Genomic DNA, 13,896 nt, shown 5'->3' with positions numbered 1-13,896 from the left:
GATTAGCGTCCTTTGAATTCGGGGGAGCGTTTTTCGATAAAAGCAGTGATGCCTTCGCGACGATCGTCCGTTGCCGCCAGCAGCGTAAAGAGCTGGCGCTCGGTGCTCAGCCCGGCATGCAGGCTGACCTCCTGCGCCTGGCGCAACGCCTGTTTCGCCGCCTGCAACGCCAGCGGCGCGCGGCTGGCGATGGTGGTTGCCAGTTGCAGGGCGTATTCATCGGTTAGCGCAACCGGCGTGACATCGCTGATCAGCCCGGCCTGCTGCGCCTGGCGGGCGGTTATCGCCTCACCGCTGAGCACCATTTTGCTGGCAAGCGCTTTGCCGACGCTGCGGATAAGCCGCTGCGTACCACCCGCGCCTGGCATCAGCCCGAGCGTGATTTCCGGCAGGCCGAAACGGGCGTTGTCCCCTGCGATGACCACATCGCACAGCATTGCCAGCTCGCAGCCAGCGCCGAGCGCGTAACCGTTCACCGAGGCAATCAAAGGTTTGTTGAATGCATCGATGCGCGCCCATAAGCGGGGGCGGATATCATTGAGCGTGGCGGCGAGGTCGTTTTGCGCCATTTCGTGTAAATCCGCGCCTGCGGCAAAAAAACGTCTGTTACCCGTAATCAGGCAGGCCGCGATACCCGGATCGGTTGCGGCTGCGTCCAGCGCATCGGCGAGTTCGCCAAGCAGCGCGTTGTTGAGCGCATTACGCGCCTGTGGGCGGTTAAGTGTTAGCCGCAACACGCGATCGTGGCGGGTTTGCATCAGTCCGCTCATGCCATCCCCCGCGCGTCAAAATCAACCACCACGTCATCGCCTTTTGGCAGCGACTGGCAACTCAGCACGTACCCTGCCGCCAGCTCGTCCGGCTCCAGGCTGTAGTTCATCGCCATCGCAACTTCGCCGCGTAACACTTTGCATTTACAGGTTGCACAGACGCCGCCTTTACAGGCGTACGGCAGGTCGGCACCTTGTCGCAGCGCCGCATCAAGGATGCTTTCATCATCGGCGCTCAGGGTTATCAGGCGATCGCGCCCATCCTGGCGCACGGTGACGCTGCGCCCCTGAGCCTGCACGCCAACGCTTTGGCGCACCGCTTTACCCGGCGTGTTGAAACGTTCGAGGTGGATAGTTTCTGCCGCCATCCCCAGCGCCAGCAGCGCATTTTCAGCGTCGTCCATCATTGCCGACGGGCCACAAATAAAGGCCTGCTCAAAGCGTGAAAAATCAATCAGCCGCTCACCGAGCGCGCGTAATTTTTCGCTGTCGATTCGCCCGTGTAACAGGTCGCTCTCCAGCGTCTCCTGGCTGAATACCGACACCAGTTGCAGGCGCTGCGGATAGCGGTCTTTCAAATCGGCCAGCGCCTGGCGAAACATCATGCTCTGGCTGCTGCGATTGCCGTAAATCAGCGTGAAGTGGCTGTGTGGCTCGGTTTGCAGCGTGGCGGCAACAATGGCCAGCATCGGCGTGATGCCGGAACCGGCGGCGATGCCAAGGTAGCATCCTTCATGCCGGGCCTGCGGCTGATAGCCAAACTGCCCTTGCGGCACCATGACCTCCAGCGTCATGCCCTCGCGGATTTCGCGTTGCGCATAGCGTGAGAAACGCCCGCCTTCGATGGCTTTCACCGCCACGCTGATTTCACCCGGATGTCGGCTGCGACAGATAGAGTAACAGCGGCGCAGATCTTCACCCGCGAGGTGCGTTTTTAGCGTTAAATGCTGGCCAGGACGAAAACGGTACGCGTGCTGAAGCGCCTGCGGGATGGCAAAGGTGATGGTCACCGCGTCAACGGTTTCCGCCTCTACGCTTGCCACCGTAAGTGAATGAAAAGTTGTCATCACTGCCCTCAGATACATTTGAAATAGTCGAACGGCTCGCGACAATTGTCGCAGCGGTACAGCGCTTTACAGGCCGTGGAGCCAAACTCGCTGATTAGGGTGCTCTGCGTACTGGCGCAGCGCGGGCAGCTCACCTGCGTCGGTAAACCGGTGTGGCAGGCGTGCGCCTGCGGCGGGCTGATACCGTAGCGACGCAGGCGTTCGCGTGCTGGCGCGCTCATCCAGTCTGTCGTCCACGGCGGGTCAAGCTGGATAACGATATGTACCGGCAGATATCCCTGCGCGGTCATCGCTTCGCGGATAGCAGCCAGCAGATGCTCCGTCGCCGGGCAGCCTGAGTAGGTGGGCGTAAAGCCAATCACCCAGCCCTGCGCCTGGCGCGCCACGCTACGCACCATGCCCAGATCGGTGATGCTCAGTACCGGCACTTCCGGGTCGGGAATGGCGCTCAACAGCGCCCACACCGCGTGGACGTCTGCCGGTTCAATATTCAGGCGTTGCGTGTCCATCACCAGTGACTCCCCGGCCATGCACGCTGTAGATATTGCATCTCGGCGAGCATCGGCCCGAGGTGCTCGGTATGCAGCCCCTGTTTACCGCCCTGGCGAAACGCGCCCTCTTTCGGCACGCGCAGCCCGGCGTCGGCAAGTGCGCTGGCGATTTCCTGCTGCCACGGCTGTTGCAGCACGCGTGGGTCGACCGCAATACCTTGCTCACTGAGGGCGATGTCCAGCGCATCGGCGGCAAATAGCTCGCCAGTAAAACGCCAGAGGTTGTCGATGGCTTGCTGCATTTTCTGTGCGGAAAGCGGCGTGCCGTCTCCCAGGCGCACCAGCCAGCCACGGCTGAAACGCAGGTGGTAACGCACTTCTTTAAGCGCTTTGGCGGCAATGGCGGCAAGCTGCGCGTCGCGGCTGGCGGTCAGGCGCTCATACAGGGCGACATGCCAGGCATCGATAAAGAATTGCCGCGCCAGGGTATCGGCAAAATTACCGTTAGGTTGTTCGGCTAACAGCAGGTTGCAAAATGCCCGCTCATCACGCAGAAAAGCCAGCGTGTCTTCATCGCCCTCGCCCTGCAATTCGGCCGCATAGCTGAGGAAGTTTCGCGCCTGTCCCAGCAGATCGAGACCGATATTCGCCAGCGCCAGATCGATTTCCAGCTCCGGCGCATGGCCGCACCAGGCGCCCAGACGCTGGGAGAGCACCAGACCGTTATCGCCGAGGCGCAGCGCATAAGTTGCGATTGCTTGCGTTGTCATGGGCGGCCTCACATATGCTCGATGCCGTCAGGCAAGGTGTAAAAGGTGGGATGACGGTAGATTTTGCTCTCGGCGGGATCGAAAAATTCGCCTTTCTCTTCCGGTTGTGAGGCGACAATTTCGCTGGCTTTTACCACCCAGATGGAGCAGCCTTCGCTACGCCGTGTGTACGCATCGCGGGCGTTTTCCAGCGCCATGCGATCGTCAGCCGCGTGCAGGCTGCCCACATGACGGTGCGATAAGCCTTGCTTGTTACGCACGAACACTTCATATAACGGCCAGTAGACATTACTCATCATTTCCCCTTACGCCACATTGCGCGTCTGTTGTTTTTGCCCATGCGCCAGCGCTGCTTCACGCACCCATTCGCCCTCTTCCCAGGCTTTGCGTTTTGCCGCCAGACGCTCGTGGTTGCAGATGCCACGGCCGTTAATCACGTCATTAAATTCCTGCCAGTCGATCTCACCAAAGCGGTAATGCCCGCTGCTTTCATCAAAATGCAACGCAGGATCGGGCACCGTCATCCCCAGCAGCTCAACCTGCGGCACGGTGTTGTCGACAAACCGCTGGCGCAGTTCGTCATTACCAAAGCGCTTGATTTTCCATGCGAGACTGCGGGCACTGTTGGGCGAGTTGTCATCATTCGGGCCGAACATCATCAGCGCCGGCCACCAGAAGCGGTTGATGGCGTCCTGTAACATCTGGCGCTGCGCATCGTTGCCGTTAGCCAGCGCCATGCAGGCCTCAAACCCCTGGCGCTGGTGAAAGCTCTCCTCTTTACAGATTTTCACCATTGCGCGGGCGTACGGGCCGTAGGAGGTGCGGCAAAGCGCGACCTGATTAACAATCGCAGCGCCATCAACCAGCCAGCCGATCACGCCAATGTCGGCCCAGCTCAGCGTGGGGTAGTTAAAGATGGAGGAGTATTTCATCTGCCCGTCGAGCATCTTCTGGTAAAGGTCTTCGCGCGCGCAGCCCAGGGTTTCTGCGGCGCTGTAGAGGTATAAGCCATGCCCGGCTTCGTCCTGCACTTTCGCCAGCAGAATCGCTTTGCGATTTAAGGTTGGCGCGCGGGTTATCCAGTTTCCCTCCGGCAGCATGCCGACGATTTCTGAATGCGCATGTTGACCAATCTGACGGATTAGCGTTTTCCGGTAGGCATCAGGCATCCAGTCCTGGGCTTCGATCGCGCTCTCCTGTGCGATACGCGCCTCAAAGCGTTGTTCTTCTGTCACGGCGTCACCTTGCGATTCATAAAAAATATATTTAAAGCTGTCAGTGAATCATTTTGTTTAATAAAAGTTACGCCAGCGTTAAAGAGGTGGGCAATCCAGTGAGTTGTTTTTTGCGATCACACTCGCAGAATGATTGGTGTTTCTTTGTTGATACAGGGAGATAGCGAAACATGCAAATCTTCATCGCATCACATTGTTAATAAAATATTAAATTCAGGCTTGCATTTTTCGATACAGAATCGAATGCTTTAAAGCAAAATGATGAAACACGTGGAGAGAAGTGATGCAACAGTTAGCCAGTTATGTAGCAGGCCGTTGGCAAACCGGCCAGGGAGATGCCCGCACCATTCACCATGCGCTGAATGGCGAGGCGCTCTACGCCGTGAGCAGCGAAGGGCTGGATATGGCCGCTGCACGCCGTTTCGCCATCGAGCATGGCGGTGCTTCTCTGCGCGCCATGACATTTATTGAACGCGCGGCCATGCTAAAAGCGGTGGCGAAGCATCTGCTGGAAAATAAAGCGCACTTTTACGCCCTGTCGGCGCAGACTGGCGCGACCCGCACCGATAGCTGGGTAGATATCGAAGGCGGTATCGGCACCCTTTTCACCTATGCCGGTCTTGGCAACCGTGAACTGCCGGACGATACCCTGTGGCCGGAAGATGAACTGATCCCGCTTTCTAAAGAGGGCGGATTTGCCGCCCGCCACGTTCTCACCACCAAAGCGGGCGTGGCGGTGCATATCAACGCGTTTAACTTCCCCTGCTGGGGCATGCTGGAGAAGCTGGCCCCTACGTGGCTTGCAGGTGTGCCGGCAATTATCAAACCAGCAACCGCCACCGCGCAGGTCACGCAGGCGATGGTGCAATCCATTATCGACAGCAAACTGGTGCCGGACGGCGCCATCAGCCTGATTTGTGGTGGCGCAGGGGATTTGCTTGACCAGCTTGATAGCCAGGATGTGGTCACCTTTACCGGTTCTGCCGCGACCGGGCAAAAATTGCGCGTTCACCCGAACCTTGTCGCGCGTTCCATCCCTTTCACCATGGAAGCCGACTCGCTGAACTGCTGCGTGTTGGGCGAGGATGTGTCGCCGGAACAGCCTGAATTTGCGCTGTTTATCCGCGAAGTGGTACGCGAAATGACGGCGAAAGCCGGGCAAAAATGTACCGCGATTCGCCGTATTATTGTGCCGCAGGCGCAGGTGCAAGCGGTGAGCCAGGCGCTGATCGCACGACTTAGCGCGATAATACCCGGCGATCCGGCGCAGGAAGGCGTAAAAATGGGTTCGCTGGTCAATATTGAACAGCGCGAGGATGTGCAGGAGAAGGTCGATACATTAATCAGCGCAGGCTGCGAGCCACTACTCGGCGGGAAAGCAGACCGTAGCGCGCCCGGCGCGTTTTTCCCGCCAACGCTGTTGTTCTGCCCCTGCCCTGATGAATCCCACGCAGTGCATGAAGTGGAAGCCTTCGGCCCGGTCGCCACCCTGATGCCCGCCCGCTCCCGCGAGCACGCTATGGCGCTGGCCTGTGCGGGCCAGGGCAGCCTCGTCGGCACCGTGGTGACGGCTGATGCCGGGCTGGCGCGGGCGTTTATCCTGCACGCCGCGCGCGCGCATGGCCGTATCCAGATCCTGAACCAGACATCGGCGAAAGAGTCCACCGGGCACGGTTCCCCCTTACCACAGCTGGTGCATGGCGGTCCTGGCCGCGCGGGCGGCGGTGAAGAGCTGGGTGGCTTGCGCGCGGTTAAACATTATATGCAGCGCACCGCTGTGCAAGGCAGCCCGGACATGCTGGCCGCTATCAGCCAGCAGTGGGTACGCGGTGCCGCTGTACAGGAAGATAGAATCCATCCGTTTCGCAAATACTTTGAAGAGCTACAGCCAGGCGACAGTCTGTTGACGGCGCGCCGCACCATGACCGAAGCCGACATCGTTAACTTTGCCTGCCTCAGTGGCGATCATTTCTATGCGCATATGGATAAAATTGGCGCGGAACAATCCCTCTTTGGCGAACGTGTGGTGCATGGTTATTTCGTGATTTCAGCGGCAGCCGGGTTGTTTGTGGATGCGGGCGTCGGGCCGGTGATTGCCAACTACGGCATGGAGAATTTGCGCTTTATCGAGCCGGTGAAGCCAGGCGACACCTTGCAGGTGCGTCTCACCTGTAAACGTAAGACGGTGAAGCGGCAGAAAACAGCAGAAGACAAACCGTGTGGCGTTGTGGAGTGGGCCGTCGAGATTTTTAACCAGCATCAACACGCGGTTGCGCTCTACTCAATTCTGACGCTGGTTGCTCGCCAGCACGGCGATTTTTAGAGAAAAAGGCAAGGATGGAATAGCTTCAGGTCTGCCAGGCAAGCCTGCGGGGTTTTAGGCTGTATGCAGGTTCACGCATCAGTGTGAATCATATCTACAGACTAACTTCGGAGGCTTTCTGATGACCGACATGACTGCTCAGTACGACAAAGACACCCTGGCGGGCCGCGTGGCAATCGTTACCGGTGCCGCCAGTGGCATTGGGCTGGCGACGACGCTGTTACTCCACCGTCAGGGTGTGAAGGTGGTTGCGCTGAGCCTTGAAGAAGAGGTTTTGCAGCTTAACAGAGAAGGCATTACCGGGCTGGTTGCCGATGTCCGCTACGAGGAGAGTGCTGCTTTGGCGGTGAAAACCGCCCTCGATTGTTACGGGCGGCTTGATATCCTGGTAAATAACGCCGGAATTATTATCAACAAGCCGGTCGTGGAGATGAGCCTTGAAGAATGGAACCGGGTGCTGGCGGTAAACGCAACTGGCGCGTTTCTCTTTGCCCGTGAAGCGCTGCGCCCGATGATGGCGGCGGGCAGCGGTGCCATTGTGAATGTCGGCTCCTATGCCTGCTTTCAGACCTTCCCTGCTCTTGCCGCCTACGCGGCGTCAAAAGGCGCGCTGGCACAACTTACCCGCACGCTGGCGCTGGAAGCTATTCCGCATGGTATACGGGTGAATGCCGTGGGTTCCGGCGATGTGGTCACGAATATTGCGAATGCAATCAACCCTGACGGGCGTGCTTTTCTTGCTGAGCACGGTACCCATGCGCCTATCGGGCGCGCGGCCAGCCCGGAGGAGATTGCTGAAGTCATTGCATTTCTGGCTTCCGATCGCGCCAGTTACCTGGTTGGCTCCGTCGTCATGGCCGATGGGGGTATGAGCGTAGCTATTCAGTAAAACTATGATTGCCTTAAAGCCGCAGCGCGCCGCGTTGCGGCTTTTTTTTTGCCTGCGCTCAGGAGTGGCACGGTGGACAAATAACCTGGCAGGTGCAGGCAAGCCTGATGGCGCAAGGGGTTGTTATGGTGGAGAAAATAACAACACAACTCGCAGAGGTTATGATGAAGATCACGAAGCTGGCGTTGGCGATTGCGCTCTTCTCGTCCTAATTAATGATAAGCCAACAGCGAGATGGCATTACTTGAGATAAGTATATCTCTCCCCCGAACCGAGTGTTCCTAAGACATGTATGCATATTTTTAAAATGTCCCAAAGAAAAATATATAATTAATTTTAGAAAGATATAGGGTTAAAAATTCGCCCGCCAATAGCAGGTAACCGGATATATATTTAATATCTGACGCAAACGGCTTTGGTTTCGCACCAGCCATCCAGCCAGTCCGGGCCGAAATCGCGCCCGGTGCCGGACTGTTTCATGCCGCCAAACGGCAGGTTAGCGTCAATCAGGGTGTGGCTATTGACCCATACCGTGCCCGCCGCCAGACGATCGCCAAACTCCAGCGCCTGGCTTATATCTTTTGTCCAGACGCTGGCGGTCAGGCCGTACTCGGTATCATTCGCCAACCTCAGCGCCTCCTCCCCGTCCGCCACCCGCACCAGGTTAACCACCGGACCGAACACTTCTTCGTGGGTTAAACGCAGCGACGCCTGCGGATTAATCACCAGCGTCGGCGGCACATAGTAACCGTCGTGATTCGGGCCGCTATTGCCGCTGATAAGCTCGGCCAGCTGCGCTCTGGCATCTTCAAGGAAATGACCAATCTTGTCGCAATGCGCGCGAGACACCACCGGGTTGATCTGCGCCTGCGTAGACATCCCTGGCCCCACGCTTAACGATTTCACCGCCTGCTCAAAATCACCGACCAGGTTGTCGAACAGCGGCGCTTCAATATAGATACGCGAGCTGGCCGCGCACACCTGCCCCTGATTGAGAAAACTGCCTGCCATCAACCCTTCGATGACCCAGGCGGGATCGGCATCTTTCAGCACAATCGCCGGGTTTTTGCCCCCCAGTTCCAGCGTAACGCGCGTCAGGCGATCGGCGGCGCTGCGCGCTATCTGCTTGCCGGTCTGTGTCGAGCCGGTAAAACTCACTTTTGCCACCTGCGGATGGCTGCTCAGCGCCGCACCACACACCGCGCCGCTGCCGGTCACGACATTAAACACACCGTCCGGCACCCCGGCTTCGCTGGCAAGCTCCGCAACACGCAGCATGGTCAGCGGCGTTGTTTCCGACGGCTTAATCACGATGGTACAGCCCGCTGCCAGCGCTGGCATCACTTTCCACATGCCTATCATTAACGGGAAGTTCCACGGCACAATACCCGCCACCACGCCAACCGGCTCTTTGCGCGTCCAGGCCTGATAACGCGCGCCCGGCGGTAAAGGGATCGACACATCCAGCGTTCTGCCGCTGATTTTGGTGGTCAGCCCGGCGGTGTAGCGCATCCAGTTCAGCGTACATCCCACCTCAAATGCGCGGGAAATACCGATAGATTTTCCCTGCTCCAGGGTCTCCAGTTGCGCCAGCTCCTCAGTGTGCTGCTCCACCAGATCGGCGAAACGCAACAGGATGCGTTCGCGTTCGGCGGGCAACTTCCCTGCCCAACGACGGTCGACAAACGCGCGCCACGCTGACATCACGGCTTTATCGACATCTTCTGTGCTGGCATCGGCGCAAGAAGAGATAGCCTGCCCGCTCGCCGGATCGTACACCGTCAGCCGCTGCTCGCTCTCAGAGGCAACCTGACAACCATCGATATACAGCCCGTGCTTGCGGGTAAGAAATTGCTGTACCTGATTAAGTACCGGGACTTCGGCTTCAGACATATCTTTTCCTTATAGTTTGGCTAGAGATCGTCTAAGGGTAGGCTCGTGGCGCAGCGGCTGTTTTTCTGTGCGTGACATCCTTTTTGCCGCGTGTGACAGATACCGCAAAACGTGACAAAAACCGCATCAGACGTTGTTTATTGCAACATCAGTGCAACAATGTGAAAACATCATCACCCGGAGATAAGCAATGACCCGAATGGATAAAGAGGAACATTGCCAGCGCTGGCTGACAAAGGTGAACCAGACATGCGGGCATTTTAATGCGCAACCCCTGGGCGACGATGTTATGGGCGAACTGGAACCCTGCCATAACACTCACATCAAGCTCAGCACCGTCACCACGCGTGGTATCAATCTTTTTCGCACATACAAAGAGATAGCCCTCGGTCACGATGGCTGGTTTTATCTGGTGTTTCAGCAGGCAGGTGAAGCGGTTATGGCTCAGCAGGATCGCCAGACGGTGTTGCAGGCCGGGGATATGACGCTTATCGATGCTGCGCTGCCCTGCTCTTTCTGGTGGCAGGATAAATCAACGCAGATTTCGCTGATGCTACCACGCCAGCTGCTGGATAGCCCGCTGCGGCCGCCGGGTGCGCAACGCCTCGCTGGCACGCAACCGATGGTACAGATGTGCCAGCGTTTATTGCAGGAGAGTATGCAGAGCAGCTCGCTCACCGGCGCGGAAAGCGACGCGGCGCTGGCGGCGATGGTTTGCCTGCTGCGCCCGCTTGTGCAGCAGCAGACGGCGCTGCCGACTCGCCGGGAGCGGTTGTTTGAGAAAGTGCTCGGATTTATTGATGAGAACATCCAGGCCGAGGAGCTGCGCCCGGCGTGGATTGCTCGTGAGAATGGCATGTCGCTGCGCAGCCTTTACCGGATGTTCGCCGATCAGGGGCTGGTCGTGGCGCAGTTTATTAAGCACCGCCGCCTTGATCTCTGTGCGCAGCAGTTACGCCTGACCGCAACGGATGAAAAATTGGCCACGATTGGTCACGACTGGGGTTTTACCGATCAAAGCCACTTTTCAACGGCTTTTAAGCAGCGTTTCGGTCTGTCGCCTGGCGAATATCGTAAACGCTGCCGTTAACTATTTTTTTAGCCACTGGCCGTTGATCCCCTGGACATACTCCCCCGGCTTCGCCCGGTTGACCAGTTTCTGCCCGGCCATTTTGGCTACATCATCCACGGGAATATTATTGCTGTCGGCCAGTTGCTGATAGCTTTCGCTGCGCGCTTTATTAATCCGCTCAACCAGTGCCAGCGTCTCCCTGTCCTGGCTGAGCGGCGCAATATAGCCGTGAAGTGTTTCACCGACGCGCCCCTGCGTGCGCGCTTCGTCAAGGGTGAGCGCCTGTGCGGCGGTGCTGTACAGACCAAGCGCCAGCAGTGCGGCCAGAATACGTTTTTTCATCATCGCCTCAGAACAGATCGCTGCGGGATTTCAGCAAGGTTTCGACGTCTTTATCCACTTTGATATGGATTTCGTGCTCAATCTTCACATTCATATTGATGGTAATTGGCTCTTTGGGCGCCGCCACTTCGATACGCGGCGTACAGGCGCTCAGGGTACTCGCCAGCAGAAGACCTGCCACGGCTTTCAGGGTTTTCATTGATTATCCTCGCACTTCGTGCCGTTTAAACAGCGGGCATCGGGCAGCGCCGCGTGTTGCTCAAGCCATGACTGCAAATTGTCGCCAAACCGTAAACTGCGCCACAAGGTGAATACGTTCTCTTCATGGGTATAGTTCAAATTCACCGTAGTGCTTTTCCCTTCAACAAAGCTGGTGCCGCTCAGCACGGCGTGCATTTTCAATACCCCAAGAGTATCTAAATTTATTGAGGTCCAGGAGCGGGAAATTTCCATATAACGCAACCAGTTAATCGCCGCGCCCGCGGCCATATTATCTTTCACAATCGCATCCGCAGTATCTTTATCAATGCGCAGCGTCATCGGGCCGGGATTGTGCAGCCAGCCATCTTTGATGATCCACTGCGGATTATCCAGCCACAGTGGCAGCGCGCCATCAAACGGACCGGACAGCGCAAACTGCTTAGGATTCACCGCGCTGATGAGTTCGCTGGAAGAGATATGCTTCAGGCGCAGCAGTGCCGGGTCATGCTGGGGCATACGCAACTGTTGTAGCGTCACTTTTCCTCCCAGCACATCAATGCTCACATCACTTAACACCAGCGGCTCGTCTTCACTCCAGGGCCAGCTGCCCTGTAAGTCGGCGGTAATATTCTTCGCGCTGACCTGATTGGTGATTTCACCGATACGCAGCGAAACCGGGCCGTGCGTGCCGAGCCGCCAGCGGGAATCGCTGTAACGAAAAGGCAGGACGAAATCGACACCGGCAATTTGGTTATCCGGCGTCCATGCGCTGGCGTTTTTCACCACTCCGTGCCCACCGGCCCTGAACCCCTGGTCGGCAGCGGCAGAAAAAGCGACCTGAGCATGAAGAGTGCCCGCCAGCAGTTTCATTTTCCAGTCAGCGGGGAGCAGGGGCTGGAACACGGTCAGCGATTGCTGCGGCCACCACGCCTGGCCGCGCAGGCGCTCGCCGTCCCAGCGCCCCATCACCCGCACCGGGCCGATCGCCTCTGCGCGCAGGTCGCCTTTGAACTGAAACAACGTCGGTTCGCGCCCTGCCACGCTGAATTTTAGCGTCGAAGGCGGCAGTACGCTGCCGCCGCTGAAAGTGGTCTCTCCCGCATTCAGCGTCAGCGCTCCGCTGAATTGCGGCGCGGCTTCATCGCGCTGCCAGCGCACCGGTTCATCGAGAATCAAGCGTGGCGACGACATATGCATACTGCCGTACTGCAACTGATCAAAACCGGTCGAAAGATCCGTCAGGATGATGGTGTTATCGCGCCATTCACCGCGCCCCGCCACATCCCAGCGCGCCTGCATCGGCGTAAAGCGCCCCTCTCCCCAGTAGCGCCAGCGCCACACCCCCTCATCGGGTAAAAAGTCCTGCGCCTGACCATCAAGATGCAGCAGAAAATCACCCATCGCATTCTCGTGAGCGCGTAAAATCGCCTGCAAACGACCATCGATACCCTTGCGCGTCAGCCGGACGCCTGCCAGCGGCCAGCGTACCTCATCAATATTCAGAGAATCTATTACCCGCCCGCGCGAGCGCAACAGAGCGCCCGGCTGAAACACTATCGTCGGGTCGCTCAGCGCACCGCTAAGCCCGGCGGGCAGCACCGCGTAGAACACCAGATCACCCTGCTTGGCCTCACCGGTTAACTGGAGCGGCATCGCGCTATTACTCATGCTCAGGCGGCCAGGGCCAATAGTCAGCACCGCGTTACCCTTACCTGCGTCCCCCTGAGTCAGCACATTAAGACGGCCACTGATGCGGGCGTTTTCCAGCCCCTGCTGCCAGTCCTCAACCTTTACCCCAACGCGCCCGCTCAACGGGAACCCCTGGTAAGGCCAGTTCCAGCGGCCATCGCTTATCGTTAACTGCTGTGGCGTGACCTGCCAGGGCAAATCAAGCAGCGGATCGCTGCCATCGCGCGCCGTCACGATCAGTTGCCCCTGGTTATTGCGCCACTCGGCATCCACATCCAGTACGCCAGGTTGTTGATTCAGGGTGATGGTGCTTTGCATTTGGCCATTGACCGGCACGCCATCGGCGAATTCCGGCAGCGTAAATGTGCCCCCGAGCGTTAATGGCGGCGTGCCGTCAAACAGTTGCAACGTCAGGCTGTTTACATCGAGCTGCTGGCCACGCAGTTCAGCGTTGAGCGCCACGCGCTCGCCCTGGTAACGTAAGGTCTGGCGCGCGGGCGTGAGCGCCAGGCTTAACTTGCCTTGCCAGGTCTGCCAGGGCGAAACGGTGAGTCGGTCAACGGTAAGCCAGGTGTAAGGCAGCATCTGTTGCCACTGCGCGAGCGTGCGCGGCGTGGCGGGGGAACTCTCCCCCGGCGAGAGCTTATTGAAGCAGGCCGCGTTGATATCCAGCGAACCGATACGTAACTGCCAGCGGCTGGGGTGCGTGAGTTCGGCGTTTTTCAGACGGGCGACTTCGCACTCGCCAATGAGATAGCGCAGGTCGGGAATTTGCACTGCGTGGCGGGTAAAACGTGGGCTTTTATCAAGGGCAATACGCGTCCCCGCAGGCAGCCAGATACCGGCAAGCGACGGCACCCACTGTGCCAGGGTGAGCAGCAGGGTAAGCGGTAATAAAATAAGCAATAAAGCCAGAGCGATGGCGGCTTTGTATTTACCCCTCATGGGCGCGTTAATTTCCTGATTTTGCATGTGAATAAGCCAGTTCTGGCCCGTATTGTGGCATGTTTAACCTGGCAGTTGAAGGGACACTCCGCTTTAATCATAGACAGGCAGTAGAGAGATGCGTTGCGCATCAGACCGGATATCAATAATTTTTCAATACTTACGTAATATTTTTAAATGTGATAGTTTGTGATTATTATCACAGGAGA

The 13,896-nt window shown here is 57.9% G+C and carries 13 protein-coding genes; 3 read left to right on the top strand and 10 right to left on the bottom strand.

Annotated elements, in window-relative coordinates; all coding sequences use genetic code 11:
* Positions 1 to 2: 2 nt before the first annotated feature.
* Genes paaF through paaA form a run of 6 tightly spaced genes read right to left on the bottom strand, consistent with a single transcriptional unit; the run spans position 3 to position 4,333 of the window.
* Positions 3 to 770, bottom strand: coding sequence for a 2,3-dehydroadipyl-CoA hydratase PaaF (gene paaF, locus ACTU3N_RS09840; protein WP_443085942.1), 768 nt, complete (start codon positions 768 to 770; stop codon positions 3 to 5).
* Positions 767 to 1,837, bottom strand: coding sequence for a 1,2-phenylacetyl-CoA epoxidase subunit PaaE (paaE, locus tag ACTU3N_RS09835; RefSeq protein WP_443085941.1), 1,071 nt, complete (start codon positions 1,835 to 1,837; stop codon positions 767 to 769). The genes paaF and paaE overlap by 4 nt, the downstream gene beginning before the upstream one ends.
* Positions 1,838 to 1,845: 8 nt before the next feature.
* Positions 1,846 to 2,346 (bottom strand): 1,2-phenylacetyl-CoA epoxidase subunit PaaD, encoded by a 501-nt coding sequence (gene paaD, locus ACTU3N_RS09830; protein WP_443086179.1) that lies wholly within the window; start codon positions 2,344 to 2,346, stop codon positions 1,846 to 1,848.
* Positions 2,346 to 3,098 carry a 1,2-phenylacetyl-CoA epoxidase subunit PaaC gene (gene paaC / locus ACTU3N_RS09825; protein WP_443085940.1) on the bottom strand — a complete coding sequence of 251 codons (753 nt, stop codon included), beginning with the start codon at positions 3,096 to 3,098 and terminating at the stop codon, positions 2,346 to 2,348. The genes paaD and paaC overlap by 1 nt, the downstream gene beginning before the upstream one ends.
* Positions 3,099 to 3,106: 8 nt before the next feature.
* A complete protein-coding gene (gene paaB / locus ACTU3N_RS09820) occupies positions 3,107 to 3,397 on the bottom strand; it encodes a 1,2-phenylacetyl-CoA epoxidase subunit PaaB (protein WP_443085939.1) in 291 nt (96 codons plus the stop codon).
* A gap of 6 nt (positions 3,398 to 3,403) precedes the next feature.
* Entirely contained in the window at positions 3,404 to 4,333 is a 930-nt protein-coding gene (gene paaA / locus ACTU3N_RS09815) for a 1,2-phenylacetyl-CoA epoxidase subunit PaaA (RefSeq protein ID WP_443085938.1), read from the bottom strand.
* Between the two features lie 283 nt (positions 4,334 to 4,616).
* Between paaA and paaZ the strand changes: the two genes are divergently transcribed.
* Together paaZ and ACTU3N_RS09805 are read left to right on the top strand one after the other, a co-directional pair.
* Entirely contained in the window at positions 4,617 to 6,656 is a 2,040-nt protein-coding gene (gene paaZ, locus ACTU3N_RS09810) for a phenylacetic acid degradation bifunctional protein PaaZ (RefSeq protein ID WP_443085937.1), read from the top strand.
* Positions 6,657 to 6,777: 121 nt separating this feature from the next.
* Complete coding sequence (locus tag ACTU3N_RS09805) at positions 6,778 to 7,545, top strand: SDR family NAD(P)-dependent oxidoreductase (protein WP_443085936.1); 768 nt, start codon at positions 6,778 to 6,780, stop codon at positions 7,543 to 7,545.
* Positions 7,546 to 7,938: 393 nt separating this feature from the next.
* On the opposite strand, the gene ACTU3N_RS09800 is transcribed toward ACTU3N_RS09805, so the two are convergent.
* Positions 7,939 to 9,438, bottom strand: a complete 1,500-nt coding sequence (locus ACTU3N_RS09800) for an aldehyde dehydrogenase family protein (protein WP_443085935.1) — start codon at positions 9,436 to 9,438, stop codon at positions 7,939 to 7,941.
* A 190-nt stretch (positions 9,439 to 9,628) separates the two neighbouring features.
* Between ACTU3N_RS09800 and feaR the strand changes: the two genes are divergently transcribed.
* Positions 9,629 to 10,528, top strand: a complete 900-nt coding sequence (gene feaR, locus ACTU3N_RS09795) for a transcriptional regulator FeaR (protein WP_443085934.1) — start codon at positions 9,629 to 9,631, stop codon at positions 10,526 to 10,528.
* On the opposite strand, the gene ACTU3N_RS09790 is transcribed toward feaR, so the two are convergent.
* The 3 genes from ACTU3N_RS09790 to ACTU3N_RS09780 are packed head-to-tail and all read right to left on the bottom strand — an operon-like array spanning position 10,529 to position 13,687.
* Complete coding sequence (locus ACTU3N_RS09790; protein ID WP_443085933.1) at positions 10,529 to 10,852, bottom strand: YdbL family protein; 324 nt, start codon at positions 10,850 to 10,852, stop codon at positions 10,529 to 10,531.
* A gap of 7 nt (positions 10,853 to 10,859) precedes the next feature.
* Positions 10,860 to 11,051, bottom strand: coding sequence for a YnbE family lipoprotein (locus ACTU3N_RS09785; protein ID WP_443085932.1), 192 nt, complete (start codon positions 11,049 to 11,051; stop codon positions 10,860 to 10,862).
* On the bottom strand, positions 11,048 to 13,687 hold the full coding sequence (locus tag ACTU3N_RS09780; RefSeq protein ID WP_443085931.1) for a YdbH family protein: 2,640 nt from the start codon (positions 13,685 to 13,687) through the stop codon (positions 11,048 to 11,050). The genes ACTU3N_RS09785 and ACTU3N_RS09780 overlap by 4 nt, the downstream gene beginning before the upstream one ends.
* Positions 13,688 to 13,896 lie beyond the last annotated feature (209 nt).

This window comes from Vagococcus sp. WN89Y, assembly GCF_052220145.1.
Taxonomy (GTDB): Bacteria; Pseudomonadota; Gammaproteobacteria; order Enterobacterales; family Enterobacteriaceae; genus Kosakonia.
The sequence above is the reverse complement of the archived record's forward strand: the minus strand, read 5'-3'. Positions and strand labels throughout refer to the sequence as shown.